The sequence below is a fragment of the Kutzneria sp. NPDC052558 genome (assembly GCF_044547355.1).
In the GTDB taxonomy this organism is placed as follows: domain Bacteria; phylum Actinomycetota; class Actinomycetes; order Mycobacteriales; family Pseudonocardiaceae; genus Kutzneria.
In genome coordinates, this window is sequence record NZ_JBIUAG010000011.1 from 13,924 (window position 1) to 30,927 (window position 17,004).

10 protein-coding genes are annotated in these 17,004 nt (G+C 72.1%); 4 read left to right on the forward strand and 6 right to left on the reverse strand.

Annotated elements, in window-relative coordinates; all coding sequences use genetic code 11:
- Positions 1–67: 67 nt before the first annotated feature.
- The 6 genes from ACIG5F_RS20555 to ACIG5F_RS20580 form a co-directional block, all read right to left on the reverse strand.
- A complete protein-coding gene (locus tag ACIG5F_RS20555) occupies positions 68–1,222 on the reverse strand; it encodes a DUF222 domain-containing protein (RefSeq protein WP_396519628.1) in 1,155 nt (384 codons plus the stop codon).
- Between the two features lie 624 nt (positions 1,223–1,846).
- A complete protein-coding gene (pntB, locus tag ACIG5F_RS20560; RefSeq protein ID WP_396519629.1) occupies positions 1,847–3,220 on the reverse strand; it encodes a Re/Si-specific NAD(P)(+) transhydrogenase subunit beta in 1,374 nt (457 codons plus the stop codon).
- Between the two features lie 3 nt (positions 3,221–3,223).
- Positions 3,224–4,756, reverse strand: coding sequence for a Re/Si-specific NAD(P)(+) transhydrogenase subunit alpha (locus ACIG5F_RS20565; protein ID WP_396519631.1), 1,533 nt, complete (start codon positions 4,754–4,756; stop codon positions 3,224–3,226).
- Positions 4,757–4,918: 162 nt separating this feature from the next.
- Complete coding sequence (locus tag ACIG5F_RS20570; RefSeq protein WP_396519633.1) at positions 4,919–6,115, reverse strand: MFS transporter; 1,197 nt, start codon at positions 6,113–6,115, stop codon at positions 4,919–4,921.
- Positions 6,116–6,121: 6 nt separating this feature from the next.
- On the reverse strand, positions 6,122–9,592 hold the full coding sequence (locus ACIG5F_RS20575; protein WP_396519635.1) for a BTAD domain-containing putative transcriptional regulator: 3,471 nt from the start codon (positions 9,590–9,592) through the stop codon (positions 6,122–6,124).
- 7 nt (positions 9,593–9,599) lie between these two features.
- A complete protein-coding gene (locus tag ACIG5F_RS20580; RefSeq protein WP_396519637.1) occupies positions 9,600–13,106 on the reverse strand; it encodes a BTAD domain-containing putative transcriptional regulator in 3,507 nt (1,168 codons plus the stop codon).
- A gap of 228 nt (positions 13,107–13,334) precedes the next feature.
- Here ACIG5F_RS20580 and ACIG5F_RS20585 point away from each other — a divergent pair, with 228 nt between their 5' ends.
- The 4 genes from ACIG5F_RS20585 to ACIG5F_RS20600 are packed head-to-tail and all read left to right on the forward strand — an operon-like array spanning position 13,335 to position 17,004.
- Positions 13,335–14,360 (forward strand): hypothetical protein, encoded by a 1,026-nt coding sequence (locus tag ACIG5F_RS20585; protein ID WP_396519639.1) that lies wholly within the window; start codon positions 13,335–13,337, stop codon positions 14,358–14,360.
- Entirely contained in the window at positions 14,357–14,911 is a 555-nt protein-coding gene (locus ACIG5F_RS20590; protein WP_396519641.1) for a molybdenum cofactor guanylyltransferase, read from the forward strand. The genes ACIG5F_RS20585 and ACIG5F_RS20590 overlap by 4 nt, the downstream gene beginning before the upstream one ends.
- 48 nt (positions 14,912–14,959) lie before the next feature.
- Positions 14,960–16,072 carry an AAA family ATPase gene (locus ACIG5F_RS20595; RefSeq protein WP_396519643.1) on the forward strand — a complete coding sequence of 371 codons (1,113 nt, stop codon included), beginning with the start codon at positions 14,960–14,962 and terminating at the stop codon, positions 16,070–16,072.
- On the forward strand, positions 16,069–17,004 hold the full coding sequence (locus ACIG5F_RS20600; protein ID WP_396519645.1) for a DUF58 domain-containing protein: 936 nt from the start codon (positions 16,069–16,071) through the stop codon (positions 17,002–17,004). The genes ACIG5F_RS20595 and ACIG5F_RS20600 overlap by 4 nt, the downstream gene beginning before the upstream one ends.

The following is a 17,004-nucleotide window of genomic DNA, read 5'->3' on the forward strand; positions in this document are numbered from 1 at the left end:
ACCCCGCCCTCCCCGAGCTCCGCCGCCACCTCACCGTCAACTGGACCGCCAGCTGGGCCCGCTAGCCTCAGCCCGCCTTCCGCCACCGCCCGTGTCCGTCGCTGAACACGGGCAGCCCCTCGTTGATCTCCACCGTCCAGTCGCTGTGGTGGACCAGTCGATGACAGGCGCTGCACAGCAACACCAGATTGTCCAGACTGGTCGGCCCCCCGTCAGCCCATTCCACCACATGATGCGCATGGCATTGCCGAGGTTTCCTTCCACATCCCGGAAACGCGCACCCCTTGTCCCGGATGATCAACGCTCTGCGTATCGCGTTGGGGATTGTCCGGCTGGCCCGTCCGATGTCCAGCACCTCGGACCTGGCCCCCAGCACCACCCGCAGGATCGTGCTGTCACAGGCGATCCTGCGCACCGAGGCCGCGTTGAGCGGCCCCATGCCCGCCAGCTCGGCAGTGCCCCGCTGCTCCTGAAAGTCCGTCCACGACATGGTGAGGGCGATGTGCGGCTTCTCCCCGCCCTCCTCGGGCAGGTCCTTGCAGCCGGCCGCCAGCTCGAGGATCTCCACCAGCGCGTCGCCCTGCCGCTCGGCGGTCGTGCGCGGGTCCTCAGCCGATGTCGGCTTGGCCAACGGGCTGATCAACGCCTCCAGCAACGCCAGGCTCTCCAGGTCGAGGAACCCGTCGATGTCCCCGCCGTTGCGGCGCTTGCGGATGGTCAACGTCCGCTTGGGCTGGGCCGACTCCCGGTCATCAGGCGCTTTCCCGTCCTGGTCCAGCAACACCAAGATCCGCTGGGCGACGTCCTTGAACTGGCCGAGGTCGAGCGTCGCCGCGTATCGCACCAGCGCCGCCTCGACCTTCTCCCGGTCCGGCTCCGGCGCCTCGGCGAGCGTCTTGTCCATGACGACCAGATGCTGCCTGCTCAGCAACGCCTCGGCCGCCACCTCCCGGACCGCCTCCCGCTGAAACAACTCCGCGTGCCGCACCAGCTCCCGGGCCTCACCCCGCGTGATCTCCCAGTCCACCGTCAGATCCGCGACCAGCGCCGCCCGATCGTCCTTGGTTCGGTTGGTGCGGTTCCACAACTCCCGCACATCCTCGACCTGCCCCAGGTAGTCGGCCCTACGCCGCCGCTCCCGCCTCTTCCCGTCACTGCGCAGCGCTCCATCGCTCAGCCGCCACCTCTCGGCGTCGACTGGCAATTCCGGGTTCGCTGACATACCCCCATCTTACCACTCCCCAGAGACCAATCCCCTTACCAGACAAGGACTACCCGATCGTGTCCACCCTGAAGATTCCTTCAGGAAAGCGCTTTCCAATCTTGAAAAGCGCCACCCTTAAACGGCAACCGAACAAGGAAAGCCGCGCCCCCTCCCACGTCCCAAGCCCTCTGTAAACCGCACCCCCCACCCCCCTGCCACCGCGCCACGGACCCCACCCCCCGCTTCACTCGCGGCAACCGAGGTCTGCGCGGTGGACGGTTCAGTGACAGCGAGAGTGTGTTCGGCGAGGGGAAGTTTGGCGTGGAGGAAGGGATCGCCGGATTTGGCCCGTGGCGGAGTTGGTTGTGTGGGGGTGGGTGGGGACCAAAAGCCAACCACCCAAACGGCAACGGGTGGGCCCACCTCAAACCCGAAACCCCCCAACCCCGAACCCGAACCCCGAACCCGAACCCCGAACCCGAACCCCGAACCCGAACCCCGAACCCGAACCCCGAACCCCAAACCCCGAACCTCAAACCCCGAACCTCGAACCCGAACCCCAAACCCCGAACCTCAAACCCCGAACCTCGAACCCCGAACCCTGAACCCCAAACCCGAACCCCAAACCCCCAAACCCAACCCCTACAGCGCCCGGACGATGTCCTCCACCCGCTGCTTGGCGTCCCCAAAAAGCATCTTGCTGTTGTCCTTGAAGAACAACGGGTTCTGCACCCCGGCATAGCCAACAGCCATGGAGCGTTTGAACACGATGACGTTCTGGGCTTCCCACACGTGCAGCACGGGCATGCCGGCGATGGGGGAGCCGGGGTCGTCGGCGGCGGGGTTGACGGTGTCGTTGGCGCCGATCACCAGGACGACCGAGGTCTGGGGGAAGTCGTCGTTGATCTCGTCCATTTCCAGGACGATGTCGTAGGGGACTTTGGCTTCGGCCAGCAGCACGTTCATGTGCCCGGGCAGCCGGCCGGCCACGGGGTGGATGCCGAACCGCACGTCGACGCCGCGTTCCCGCAGCTTGCGGGTGAGGTCGGCCACCGGGTACTGGGCCTGGGCCACGGCCATGCCGTAGCCGGGGGTGATGATCACGGATTCGGCTTCGCGCAACAGTTCCGCGGTGTCGTCGGGGCTGATCTCGCGGTGTTCGCCGTCGATGGCGGTGAAGGTGCCGGCTTCGACGCCGAAGCCGCCGGCGATCACCGAAATGAACGAGCGGTTCATGGCCTTGCACATGATGTACGACAGGTACGCGCCGGATGAGCCGACCAGCGCCCCGGTGACGATGAGCAAGTCGTTGTCCAGCAAGAATCCTGACGCGGCGGCGGCCCAGCCGGAGTAGCTGTTGAGCATGGACACCACCACCGGCATGTCGCCGCCGCCGATGGAGGCGACGAGGTGCCAGCCCAGCAGCAAAGCAACAACCGTCACGGCGGCCAGCACGGGCAGGCTTGGGGTGATGACGAAGAGGACCGTCAGCACGAAGAATGCCACGATGGCGCCGAGGTTGAGGAAGTGGCGGCCGGGCAGGGTCATGGGCGCGGACTTGATGCGGGCGGAGAGCTTGAGGAACGCCACGATGGAGCCGGTGAAGGTGACCGCCCCGATGAACACGCCGATGCACACCTCGGCATGGTGGATGCCGGGCAGGTCGCCGGCGTCGCCGTCGAGGTAGCCGTTCCAGCCGACCAGAACCGCCGCCAGACCGACAAAACTGTGCAGCAGGGCGATGAGTTCCGGCATGCCGGTCATCTCGACCACCCGGGCCCGCCACAGGCCGATGCCGCCGCCGGCGGCCATGGCCACCACCAGCAGCACGATGCCGGTGACGGCCATTCCCTGTAGCGCCAACACAATGGTGGCGACCAGGGCCAGGGCCATGCCGGTGATGCCGAACAGCACCCCGTTGCGGGAGGTCTCGTGCTTGCTCAGCCCGGCCAGGCTGAGCACAAAAAGCAGTGCTGCGACGAGATACGCGGCCTGAGCCGCCGTGGCCACGGTCATGGGTCAGCTCCTCGTGAACATGCTGAGCATGCGCCGGGTGACGGCGAATCCGCCGAAGATGTTGATGCTGGCCAGCAGCACGGCGGCCGCGGACAGCACGGTGACGACCACGTTGCTGTGGCCGATCTGGAGCAGGGCGCCGACGACGACGATGCCGGAGATGGCGTTGGTGACCGACATCAGCGGCGTGTGCAGGGCGTGGTGCACGTTGCCGATCACGTAGAAGCCGATCACCACGGACAGCGCGAACACGGTCAGGTGACCGATCAACTCGTTGGGGGAGAAGCCGACCAGCAGGAACAGGGCCAGCGCGGCGGCGGCCACCACGACGTGCCGGGCCCGGCCCGGCTGCTGCTTCTCTTGTTGTGGCTCAGGGGTTTTCGAGACCTGCGGGGCCGGCGCGGCGCTGACGCTGATCTTGGGCGGCGGCCAGGTGGTCTCGCCCTCGCGGACCACGGTCATGCCGCGGATCACCACGTCCTCGAAGTCCAGCACCACTTCGCCGTCCTTGCCCGGCGTCAGCAGCTTGAGCAGGTTGACCACGTTGGTGCCGTACAGCTGCGAGGCCTGGGTCGGCAGCCGGCCGGCCAGGTCGGTGTAGCCGATGATGGTCACCCCGTTGTCGGTGACGACGGCCTCGCCGGCCACGCTGCCCTCGACGTTGCCGCCCTGCGCGGCGGCCATGTCGACGATCACGCTGCCGGACTTCATGCTGGCCACCTGCTCCCGGGTCAGCAGTCGCGGCGCGGGCCGGCCGGGGATGAGCGCGGTGGTGATGACGATGTCGACGTCCCGGGCCTGTTCCGAGTAGATCTCGGCCGCCCGCCGGTCGTACGCCTCCGAAGTGGCCTTGGCGTAGCCGTCGGTGCTGGCCTCCTGCTCCACGTTCACCGCGAGGAATTCGCCGCCGAGCGACTTCACCTGTTCGGCGACCTCGGCCCGCGGGTCGGTGGCCCGCACGACCGCGCCGAGGCTGTTGGCGGTGGCGATGGCGGCCAGCCCGGCGACACCGGCCCCGGCGACAAGGACCTTGGCCGGCGGCACTTTGCCGGCGGCGGTGACCTGGCCGGTGAAGAACCGGCCGAAGACGTTGGCGGCCTCGATCACGGCCCGGTAGCCGGCGATGTTGGCCATGGAGCTGAGCACGTCCAGCGCCTGGGCCCGGGAGATGCGGGGCACGGCGTCCATGGCCAGCACGGTGATCGGCCGCTCGGACAGGGTCTGGACCAATTCAGGCCGTAATGCCGGGCCGATCATGCCGATCAGGGTGGCGCCGTCGTGCAGCGACTCGATCTCGGGCTCGGTCGGCGGGTTCACCTTGATCACGACATCGGCCGCCCAGGCCTCGCCGCGGTCGGCGATCCGGGCCCCGGCCTGCGCGTACGCCTCGTCCCGGAAGCTCGCGGCGATCCCGGCCCCCGACTCGACGAGCACCTCGTAGCCGAGGGCGGCCAGTTGGCGCACGGTCGCCGGCGTGGCCGCCACCCGCGTCTCGCCGGCGGCGGTCTCGGTGACCACGCCCAGTGTCCGACCCATCACGGCTCCCGTCTGTCGCTCGACCCCCCGGTCACGATCCTTGTCGTCATCTTCGTTCAGCATGACCGCTCCGCGGCGGTTTTCGGTTCACACGTGAATGGGATTACCAAGGTTTTCCTCGGTGACGGCGGTTCAATCGTTGCCTGGGCGTGATGTTTCCGTTTACGTTCCTTCTAGCGCGGCCAGTCCTGGTGCCAGCAGCAGTGACGCAGCCAACACCAGGCCGCCGATCACCAGCGGCGCGCGGACGCCCAGCGCGGTGCCGAGAATGCCGCCCAGCGCCGCCCCGACCGGCCCGCCGCCCCACCCGATCAGCCGATAGGCGCTCGTGACCCGGCCCATCAGCTCGCGCGGCACGAGCCGCTGGCGGATCACCACCACCTGCACGTTCCAGAGCATGATCCCGAAGCCGCCGAGGGCGTAGCCGACACCGACCACCGGCGCCGACCAGGCGAAGCCCACCAGCAGCAGGGCGGCGGCGACCACGCCGATGGACAGGGCGAGCCCCGGGCCGAGGCTCAGGCTGCGCCGGACCCAGCCGGCGGCGAAGCTGCCGAGCAGGCCGCCGGCCGCGCCGGCGGCGAGGACGACGCCGTAGACCGCCGCGGGACCGTGCAGGACGTTGACGATGAGCAGCACCAGCACGGTGGTGCCCATCTGGAGCGTGAGGTTGGCCAGGCCCAGCTCCAAAGCCAGCAGGCGCAGGCCCTTGTGCCGCCACAGCCACCGCACGCCTTCGGCGATGTCGGCGCGGATCGTCGTCGTCACGGCGGAACGGACCGGGGCGTGCCGGGCGCGGATGGCGAAAACCAGGCCGGCGGCGGCAATGAAGGTGACCGCGTCGACCACCAGCGGCGCGCCGGCGGAGACGGCGAACAACGCGGCCCCGACCGGCGGGCCGAGGAATTGGAAGCTGACCAGCTGGCCGGCCTGGAGGCGGCCGTTGGCCTGGGGCAGCTGGTCGGGCTCGACGAGATCGGCGATGAACGACGCGGAGGCGTTGTCGAACACCGCGCCCGCGCTGCCCAGCAGGAACGTCATCGCGGCCAGGCCCCACAACGGCGGCGTGGTCGTCAGGACCCAAACGGCGAAGGCGGCGACCACGAGTCCGCGGGCGAGATCGATGCGCCACATCAGGTTCCGGCGATCGTGCCGGTCGGCCAGCGCCCCGCCGAACAGCGAGAACAGCACGATCGGCACGGTTCCGGCGAAGGTCACGATGCCCACGGCGGCCGGCGTCGGCGACAGCGACGCGGCCAGCAGCGGCAGCGCCGCGGTGCGAATTCCGTCCCCCAGCAGGGAAGTCGACGCGGCCGCCCACAACAGGCGGAAGTCGGTGCTACGAACCAGTGCCCCCATGCCGAGTCAGCCTACGTCACGCTGCTCCGAGCTTCCCGGCGCATTGCCGCCGAATCGGGCCGCTGCCCGCCGCGCCGGCCAGGCCGCGCCCACGGCCTCGTAGCGGCGCACCGCCTCGGCCAGGGCGGCCTCGCCCTGGGGACGACTACCGTTGTGGGACAACAGAACGGCCAGATCCTCCAGGGATTGGGCCAGCTCGACCGTACGGCCGACCTTGCGATAGTGGGCCACGGCTTGCTGCACCAACGCCCAGTCCCCGGTCGCCAGGCCACGGCAGCGCAGCAGCGCGGCGGCGGCCCGAGCCGGCACGACCTCCCGCTGGGCCTCGCCCTCGCAGATCTCCAAGGCCCGCTTGACGATTCCGTCGTCCCCGGCCTGCAACGCCAGCCGCACCACGTCCGGCAGCCACTGGTGGCGCAGCATCATCGGCGCGTAGCGGGGATCCAGCACCGGCTCCAGCGCGATCAGGGCGGCGTCGACCCGGCCGTCCCGCTCCGCCGCCTGGGCCTCGGCCATCAGCAGGAAGTCGCAGTTCTCCCGGTCGGCGCTGGTGAGCATGGGCAGCTCGTCGGCGGCGGCGAGATGGGCCGACACCTCGGCGCCGTCGTCCCGCAGGGCGGCGATCAGCGCGGCCACGCCGTGCGAGAGCAGCAGCAGCGGGCTGCTTTCCCGCAGCCCCAGGAAAGCCAGCTCCGGCCCGGTCTGGGTGAGCACCGACAGCTCGACCAGGGCCTCGCTCCAGCGACCGGTCCAGTAGTGGTTGACGGCGGTGGACATCGGCAGGCCGCCGGGCAGCTGGAACCGGTGCACCAGGCCGCGCACCGAGGCCAGCGCCTGGTCGGCCTGGTCGAGCCGGTCCAGGTTCTGGAGGCTGAACACCCGGTTGTCGAGCAGGCTCAGGTGCAGGTGCGCGAGCCCGGGATCCTCGGCCACGACGGCCAAGGCCTCGTCCACGTACCGCAAGGCCTGGGCGTGGTCGCGGGCGATGGACTGGAACAACCACAGCGCCTGCAGGGCATATGCCACGGCGAAGCCGTCGCCGGCCCGCTCGCCCCGGGCGATGGCCGCCGCCGCGGTGGTCTTGGCCAGGTCCATGTCGCCCAGCCCCATGCCTTCCCGGACGGACAGCAGGGCCTGGCAACGGGCCTGCCACACCGGGGAAACCTCGGGCGCGTCGACCGCTTCCCGAAGCGCGGCAACGGATCGGACCTCCTGGCCGCGGCGATAGTGCACCACGGAACGGATCCACTGCATCTCGCCGGCCAGGTCGGGATCCCGGGTCAGCGCCAGCACGGAGCGGACCTCGTCCTCGGGCAGCTCGCCGCGCCAGTACAGCACGCGGGCCAGCGCGGCGGTCAGCTCGATGTGCCGGGGATCGTCCTGCTCGCAACTGGTGACGACCTTGCGCAGCAGGTCCAGGCCGATGTCCGGGGCCCGGTGGGCGACGCGCTCGCCGTGCCGGAGCATCCAGTCGATGACCCACGAGTCGACCGCCACCGGGGCCGCGACCAGCTGGCGCGCAACGGTTTCCATCGACGCGCCGGCCCGGTCCAGCCGCTCGGCGGCCTGCCGGTGCAGCACGGTGCGCACGGTCGGCGAGGTCGCGTCGTAGAGGGCCTGGCGGATCAGGGCGTGCCGGAAGCCGTAGCGATCACCGTTGGCCAGCAGCACTTTCGCCGAGGCGGCTTCCTCCAGCGCCGGCCGCAGCTGCCCGGCCGGCCGGCCGAGGATGACCGACAGGTCGGCGACCACAAAGTCGTTGCCGAGCAAGGCCGCGCGCCGCAACACTTCCGCGGTCGTGGAGGACAGAAAGCCCAGCCGGTGGGTCAAGGCCGACGACAGCGAGGTCGGCACCGACACGTCGTCCCCGGTCGACACCTCGGCGTGCCCGGCGGACACAGCTATATGACGGTCTCGCAGTAAAGCTTCCGCCAGTTCGCCGACGTACAGGGGATTTCCGGCGGCGCGGTCGGCCAGGCCCAGCAGCCCGGCCCCCGGCACGCCGCCGACGATGCCGGTCAGCATCTCGGCCACCTCGGGCTCGGCCAGCGGGGCCAGTTGCAGCACCGCGCCGCCCTGCCGGGCCACGACCTCGCGCACGCCGTCGAGCACCGGGGTCCGCGGCACCGGCCGCAGCGCGCCGACGAGCAGCAGCGGCAGTTCCGTGGTTTCCAGCGCCAGCCGGCTGAACACCAGCAGGCTGGCCTCGTCGGCCCACTGGATGTCGTCGGCCACCAGCGCCAGCGGCCCCTCGGCGCACATCTCCTGCACGATCGCGACGAGCTCGTTGACCACGGCCAGCGTCGGATCGCCGCCACCAAGCGGATCCCGGCTGGATTGGGCCTGCCGCATCATCTCGGCCACCCGGGCCCGCGCCGGATCCGGCGAATCCGCTTCCACGCCAAGGCAATCCAGCATCAGCCGCAACGGGAAGCGACTGGCCAGCTCGTCGCCGGCGCCCCACACCAGCTGCACGCCCTCGTCCTCGCAGCCGGCCATGCCGGTGGTCAGCAGCTCCGACTTGCCGATGCCGGGCTCGCCCTCGACCAGCAGCACGCCGCCCCGGCCCGCCGCCACGTCCTGCACGGCCGCCCGCAATGCCGACAGCTCGTGGTCACGGGCGACGAACGTCCGGGCCCGGGGCCGAGGCCGGGCGGCCCACCAGGCCGCGCGGCGGGGAACCCGGGCCGGCGCGGGCGCGTCGGGCGCGGCCAGCGCCGGGTCGTTGGTGAGGATCTGCTGGTGGATCTCGGCCAGCTCGGGCCCCGGCTGGGTGCCGAGCTCCTCGGCCAGCACCCGGGACGCCGCCCGGAACTGCTCCACCGCGTCGGCCTGCCGGCCGACCCGGTACAGGGCGGTCATCAGCAGCCCTCGCAGGCCTTCGTGCAGCGGGTTCTCCCGGACCAGCGCGGTCAGCTCGGCCACCAGCTCCGCGTGCTGGCCGCCGGCCAGCCCGGCGGCGGCCCGGATCTCCAGCAGGTCGAGCCGGTCGGACAGCAGGCGGTCGCGCAGGCTGGCCGCCCACGGGCCGGGCAGGCCGGACAGCGGTTCGCCGTGCCACAGCGCCAGAGCCTGGTCCGCGGCCTCGACCGCCGCCGCCTGATCGTCGGATTCCGAGGCCCGCTCGGCTTGCCGCTTGAGGGCGTCGAACTCGTGCAGATCGACGGCGTCGACCCGAAGCAGGTAGCCCGGCCCCTCGGACAGCAGCACCGACGAGGCGGCACGGCTGCCGCGATCGGGCTCCATGGCCCGGCGCAGGCCGGAGACGTAGGTGTAGATGCTGCCGTCGGCCGAGGTCGGGGCCTCATGGCCCCAGATCGCGTTGATGAGGTCCTCACGGGACACCGCCCGGCCGGCGCGGGAGGCCAGCACCGAGAACAGCACCCGCTGCCGCGGCGCGCCCAGACGCAGCTCCTCGCCGCCGCGCCGCACGAGCACCGGGCCCAGTAGTTCGGCCCGAAGCGCCTGCTCAGCCACCGTGCTCCTAACCCGCTCCCCGTGAATGCCCGGACACCTTACCCATCAGATCGGGTCGGGAGTCCACTCCCAGCTTCTGCATGATGCGCGAAACGTGCGCCTGCACGACCCGTCGGGACAACGCCAGCTCGGCGGCGATCTCCGGGTTGGAGCGGCCGGTGGCGACCAGTTCCGCGACCCGCAGCTCGTCGCCGACCAGCGAGTCCCAGCCGGCGATGGTGGGCTGGCCGGTGGACACGCCGGCCCGCCGGATGCCGAACTCCCGCAGCCTCGACTCGGCCCGCCGGATGTCCCAGGACGCCCCGAGATCGGCGTAGACCAGCAGCGCCTCCTGGAAGGTCTGGCGGGCCCGGTCGACCTCGCCGCGCCGCCCGAGCAGCACGGCCGCGTCCTCGCAGGTGGCCGCGAACTCCACGCGACGGCCGACCTCCCGGTAGCGCTGGGCGACCGCCAGCAGCGGCTCGGGATCGCCGTCGATCAGCGCCGCGCACCGCTGGGCCGCGTTGGCCGCCCGGATCGGCACGTTCTCCGAGGACGCCTCGGCCTCGGCCACCCGCAGCGCCTCGCGGGCCACGTCGGGCGCGCCGGCGTCCACCGCCAGCCGGGTCAGGTCCGGCAGCCACTGGTGGCGCAAGGTCATCCGACCGTAGGACGAATCCAGGATCGGCTCGTACGCGGCGATCGCGGCGTTCAGGTCGCCGTCCTGCTCGGCGGCCATGGCCCGGGCGGCCAGCGAGAAGTCGCTGTTCTCCTGATCACCCGGGGCGATCACCGGGTACGAGGACGCGGTGTGCAGATGCGCGTGCAGCTGTTCGCTGTCGCCGCGGTGGCCGGTGATCATCGCCGCCGTGCCGTACTGGAGCAGCGGCACCCGGGAGCGCAGGTCGAAGATCGTGATCACCGGCTCGTCGCCGATGATCGAGTCCAGCTCGGCCAGCGCCTCGTCCCAGCGCCCGAGCCAGTAGTAGTGCACCGCGGCCCCGATGTGCACCCGCCCGGACGGCCGCCCGCTGCGGCGGACCATGGCCTGGGTGCGGGCGACGGTGTCGGTGCCGTCGTTGAGCCGGTCCAGGTTCTGCAACGAGAACAGCCGCGCGCCAAGCAGGTTGATCTGGAGGTCGACCAGGTCCTGGTTGCCGGTCGCCGCCGCCAGCGCGTTGTTCACGTGCACAAGCGCGGCGGAATGGTTGCGGCGCACCGATTCCACGTACCACAGCTCGTGTTCGGCGGCGGCGATCGCCGGCGCGTCGTTGGTCTCGGTCGCCTGTTCCAGGGCCGCCGCCGCGGTGGCCTCGGCGGTGTCGAGGTCGTCAAGGCCGGTCCGCTCGAACTGGGCCCGCAGGGTGTCGTGCCGCGCCACCCAGAAATCCGGCGCGGACGGATCCTTCGCCGCCGCACGCAGATCCGCGATCGCCTGCGCCACGTCGCCGCGACCGTAGGTCAGGCAGGCCAGGATCCACCGCATCTCCGCGGCGTGGGCCGGATCCCGGGTCATGTCCAGCAGCGCGCGGGCCGCCGCCTCCGGCTGCCGGCCCAGCCGGAACTCCCAGCGGACCTGGCTCACCATCAGCACTTCCCGCTCCTCGCGGGCCGGCGTCGTGCTCTCCAGGGCGGCGTCCAGCAGTCGCAGCGCCAGCTCCGGATCGCGCCCGGCCACGGCCTCCACGTTGGCCAGCAGCCACTGCACCGACCACGGATCGAAGGCCCCGGCGGCGGCCAGCTGGGCGGCGGTTCGCTCCACCGGCGCGCCGGCGTGGGCCAGCGCCTTGGCCGACTCCCGGTGCAGCGTGGTCAGCACGCCGGCCGACCGCTCGCCGTACAGCGCCTGCCGCACGGCCGGATCCCGGAACGCCAGGCGGTTTCCGGCGTCCACCAGCAGTCCGGCGTCGGTGGCCTCCTCGATCGCGCCGACCAGATCGGCCGGCGTGGAGCCGACGATCGCCGCCAGGTCGGCCAGGTCGAACTCGACGCCGAGCAGCGCCGCCCACCGCAGCCGGTCCAATGCCGTGGGGGACAGGAACTCCAGCCGCCGGGTGGCCACCGCCGCCGTCGCGCGGCGCGTGTCGAAGCCGCTGGACGGGTCGATGTCGGCGACGCCGTCGACCGTGCGCAGCACCTCGTCCCGCAGCAGGCCGGCGACCAGTTCACGGATGTGGAACGGGTTGCCGGCGGCCCGGTCGACCAGCCCGCGCAGCACCGGGCCGAGCGACGCGCCGATCAGATGCGCGACCAGCTCGTGCACGTCGTCCTCGTGCAGCGGGCCGAGCGCCAGCGTGCGGCCGCCGGCCAGGTCCACGTGGTGCGCGGTCGGGTTGGTGCGGCGGGCCCCGACCAGCAGCAGCGGCAGCTGCTGGGTCAGCCGGGACAGCCGGTGCCAGGCCAGCAGGCCGGGCTCGTCCAGCCACTGCACGTCGTCGATCACCAGCACCAGCGGGGCGTCCGCGCACGCCTCGTCGACGAAGGACAGCAGCCGGCTGATCGGGGCCAGCGGCCCCTCGCCGGACAGGTCCTCGCCCAGCGCCCACACCACCCGGCAGCCGGCCACCGGCGCGTCGGCCAGGCCGACCGCCAGCAAGGCTGACTTGCCGATGCCCGGCTCGCCCTCGATCAGCACGCAGCCGCCGGCCCCGTCGGCCAGCGCCACCACCAGCGCCCGCAGCCACCCCGTCTCGCGCTGCCGGCCCACGAACCGGGCCGGCGCCTCCGGCTGCCGGGTCGAGGTGGCCAGCTGCTCATGCTGCGAGCCGATGCCCGGGATCGGCACCTTCTGCCTGGCCCGGATCCGGTCGTGGATGTCCTGGAGCGCCGGGCCGGGATCCAGGCCCAGCTCCGTCACGAGGAACTCTCGGGCGGTCTCGTACTCGGCCAGCGCCTCGTCCCGGCGGCCGGCCCGGTGCAGGGCCACCATCAGCAGGCCGTGCAGGCCCTCCCGGCGCGGGTGCTCGCGGGCCAGTCCGGTCAGCTCGGCGATGGCCGTGGCCTGGTTGCCCAACGCCAACAGCAGCGCGCAGCGCCGTTCGAGGGTGGCCAGCCGCAGCTCGCCGAGCCGGGCCCGGTGCAGCTCCGCGAACGGGCCGGCCAGACCCGAGAGCGCCTCACCTTGCCACAGCTCCAGCGCCGCCGTGACCGCCCGCAGCTGGCCGCCGAGGTCCTCGGCCGAGGTGCGCAGCTCGTCGAAGCGGGTCACGTCGAGCTGCTCGCGGTCCACCCGCAGCGCGTAGGAGGAGCCAACCGACTCCAGCAGGTGGTCGGCCGGCTGCTTGCCCCGGCGCACCTGCTCCTGGAGGGATCGCCGCAGGTCGGAGACGTACGTGTGCAGGATGCCGACCGCGCGGGCCGGCGGGTCCTCGCCCCAGATGCCGTCCACCAGCTCCTCGCGGGTCACCGCCCGCCCAGCCGCCAGCGCCAGGATCGCGAAGACCGCCCGCCGGCCGGCGGAGCCGAGATCGACCTCCTGGTCGCCGCGCCAGGCGCGGACCGGGCCCAGCAGCTGGACCCGCAGTGGAGCGGTCACGCCCGGGCGTCCCCGGGGTGACTGGCGGCGGTGCGACAGAGCATGTGCGGAGTGTAGCCACCGCCCCGTCAATGTCGATGCCGCCCAATGGATTGATCACACCGGACGGGTCCGGCGACGCCCACCCGCGACAAGCAGGCAAAACGCGCGGATGGACGAAACCGGACAACCTTCTGGCCGTGTCGCGCGTGAACCCTCGGAGACTCAACTGATCCAAGGGGGCACTGCATGGGGTGGAAGACGCTCGGCGCCGTGGCGGCGGCCGTGATCGCGACCGTGGCCACCGCGACGCCGGCGCTGGCCGACACGCCGCACTGGGAGGTCAGCGCGCTGCCGCTGCCGGCGGAACTGGAGAACGCGCCGGGCTACGTGCTGGCGTCGGACCGGCACGGCGGCTACGCGGCGATCATGTTCGCGGACAAGGGCCACGACCTGGTCACCTGGAAGAACGGCAAGGTGACCGACCACGGCCTGCTGCCGGAGAGCGGCTTCGGGTTCGTGTTCGGCGAGAGCGACAACGGCACGGTTCTGCTCGGCGCGTCCACCGAGACCTCGGAGACGCACCTCTACACGGCCGATGCCACCGGCTACCACCCGGTGTCGCTGGGGCAGTACAAGGGCGTGCTGTCGGCGGCCATCGGCCCCCGTGGCGACATCGCGGTGCAGGTGGCGGATCCGGCCGGGCCGGTGTCCTCGTCGGTGGTGCTGTACTGGTCACCGCTCGGCCCGGTCGGCCCGAGGCCGCTGCCCGGCGCGTTGCCGAACTCGACCGTGACGGCGATCGACGAGGACGGCACCGTGTTGCTCGCCGACGACGCCGGCCCGTATCTGGTGCGCGCCGGCGCTTCCCGCCGACTGGCGATTCCGTCGGGATATGAGCGCCCGTGGGCGCGCACCATCCGCCACGGGGTCGTGGTCGGCGGCGCGGTTCCGACCGAGCTGCCGGGACCGCAGGCGATGGTGTGGACCGCGCCGGGCTATGCGGCGGCGCTGTTGGACCACGGCGCCTCGGCGAATGACGTCAACACTTCCGGGCTGATCGCCGGTGCGGAGTTCGAGCTGGCGGTGCCGGCCGGTCCGGCGGCGGTGTGGCAGGGCACGACGTTCCTGACCGAACTGCCGGTGCTCGACGGCACTCGCAAGGCGTCGGCCCGATTCGTCGACGAAGACGGCACCGTTGCCGGCTGGTCGTCGCCGGGCGATGTGGACGACGGCGGGCGGCCGGTCGTCTGGCGGCTAGTGTCCTCTGTGTGACGGACTTCGCCGCGGTGCTGCTGGCCGGGGGCCGTGGCCGACGGATGGGCGGGGTGCACAAGCCGGCATTGGTGGTCGCCGGCCGCACCCTGCTCGACCGGTCCGTCGCCGCGGTCCGGCCGGCGGACCCGATCGTGGTGGTGGGCCCGCAGACCCCGACCGAGCATCCGGTGCGGTGGACCCGCGAGGACCCGCCGGGCGGTGGTCCCGTGGCCGGGCTGGCCGCCGGGCTGAAGCTGATCGACGCTCGAACTGTCGTGGTGCTCGCGGCGGATCTGGTGGGTGTCACGGCGGACACGGTGGCGCGGCTGCGTGATGCCGTGCGCGCCGACGGGGCGGTGCTGGACGACGGCCACCGGCAGTGGCTCATCGGCGTGTGGCGGACCGAGGCCCTGCGTAGAGTGCTTCCCGAGAACCCGGCGGACGCGTCGCTGCGTTCGGTGCTGGGGGCGTTGGACTACGCCTGCGTGGCGGCGGAGCCGGGGGAGACCGTCGACGTGGACACGCCCGCCGACCTGGCCAGGGCTGCTTCACAGCACCCACACCGGTGATCGGGTTACCTACCGTCGGAGCACGCCGTTCATCTAGGAGGTCCGCACGTGGCCGAGCCCGTTACCGCCGAGGGCACGCCGCCGAACACCCCGGCTCGGGACGCCCAGCTGCTCGAGCGCACGGTGTTCGAGGTCAAGCGGGTGATCGTCGGCCAGGACCGGCTGGTCGAGCGCATGCTCGTGGGCCTGCTGGCCAAGGGGCACCTGCTGCTGGAGGGCGTGCCCGGCGTGGCCAAGACGCTGGCCGTGGAGACCTTCGCCAAGGTGGTCGGCGGCTCGTTCAGCCGGGTGCAGTTCACCCCGGACCTGGTGCCCGCCGACATCCTCGGCACCCGCATCTACCGCCAGACCAGCGAGACCTTCGACGTGGAGCTGGGCCCGGTGGTGGCCAACTTCGTGCTGGCCGACGAGATCAACCGCGCGCCGGCCAAGGTGCAGTCGGCGATGCTGGAGGTGATGGCCGAGCGGCACGTGTCGATCGGCGGCCAGACCTTCCCGATGCCCGACCCGTTCCTGGTGCTGGCCACCCAGAACCCGATCGAGAACGAGGGCGTCTACCCGCTGCCCGAGGCCCAGCGCGACCGGTTCCTGTTCAAGATCGTCGTGGAGTACCCGACGGCCGAGGAGGAGCGCGAGATCGTCTACCGGATGGGCGTCGCGCCGCCGCAGCCGCAGCAGGTGCTCGGCACCGACGAGCTGGTCCGCCTCCAGGACGTGGCGGCCAAGGTCTTCGTGCACCACGCCCTGGTGGACTACGTGGTGCGCCTGGTGCTGGCCACCCGCTCGCCCGGCGACCACGGCCTGACCGACGTGGCCGGCTGGGTCGCCTACGGCGCCTCCCCGCGCGCCAGCCTCGGCATCGTGGCCGCCGCCCGGGCGCTGGCCCTGGTTCGGGGCCGCGACTACGTGCTGCCGCAGGACGTCGTGGACGTGGTGCCGGATGTGCTGCGCCACCGCCTCGTGCTGTCCTACGACGCCCTGGCCGACGGCGTGCCGCTGGACCACATCGTGGCCCGCGTGCTCCAGACGGTGCCGCTGCCGCAGGTCTCCGCGCGGCCGCAGGCCGGCCAGCCGGTGGTCGGCGCGGGCCCGCAGGGCCAGCCGCCGTTCCAGCCGCACCTCGGGCCGATGCAGCCGCCCGCGCCGGTCGGTAGGCCGTGACCGAACCTCGCCCCCGCTGGGCTCCTCCCGTGCTGCGGGAGGAGAAGCTGGAGTCGGCGCTGCGCACGCTGGAGCTGGACGTGCGCCGCCGGTTGGACGGCCTGTTGCAGGGCAACCACCTGGGCCTGGTGCCCGGGCCGGGCACGGAGCCGGGCGAGGCGCGGCCGTACCAGCCGGGCGACGACGTGCGCCGGATGGACTGGGCCGTCACAGCCCGCACCACGCAGCCGCACATCCGGGAGACAGTCGCCGACCGTGAGCTGGAGACGTGGCTGGCGATCGACCTGTCGGCCAGCCTCGACTTCGGCACCGCCGCGTGCGAGAAGCGCGACCTGGCCGTCGCCGCCGTGGCCGCGTTCACGCACCTGACCGGCGGTGGCGGCAACCGCATCGGCGCCGTGCTGTCGACCGGCGAGGAGATGGTGCGACTGCCGGCGCGGGGCGGTCTGGCCCACGCCCGCACCCTGGTGCGGCGGGTCGCGACGACGCCGCGCGCGCCGGAAGGCGTGCGGGGCGACCTGGTGGCGCTGCTGGAGCAGCTGCGCCGGCCGCCGCGCCGCCGTGGGCTCGCGGTCGTGATCTCCGACTTCCTGGGCGATCTGTCGTGGCAGCGGCCGCTGCGCGGGCTGTCGGCCCGGCACGACCTGGTGGCCGTCGAGATCGTCGACCCCCGGGACGTCGACCTGCCCGAGGTCGGTCTGGTGACCCTGGTGGACCCGGAGAGCGGCCGCCAGCGCGAGGTGAACGCCTCGCCGCTGCTGCGCCGCCAGTTCGCCGCCGCGGCGGACGAGCACCGCTCACAGGTCGCCGCCGGGCTGCGGCAGGCCAACTGCGCGCACCTGGTGCTGCGCACCGACTCCGACTGGATCGCCGACATGGTCCGGTTCGTGGTGGCACGCAAGAGGCGCTGGTCCGGGGGAGTGGCGGGGTGA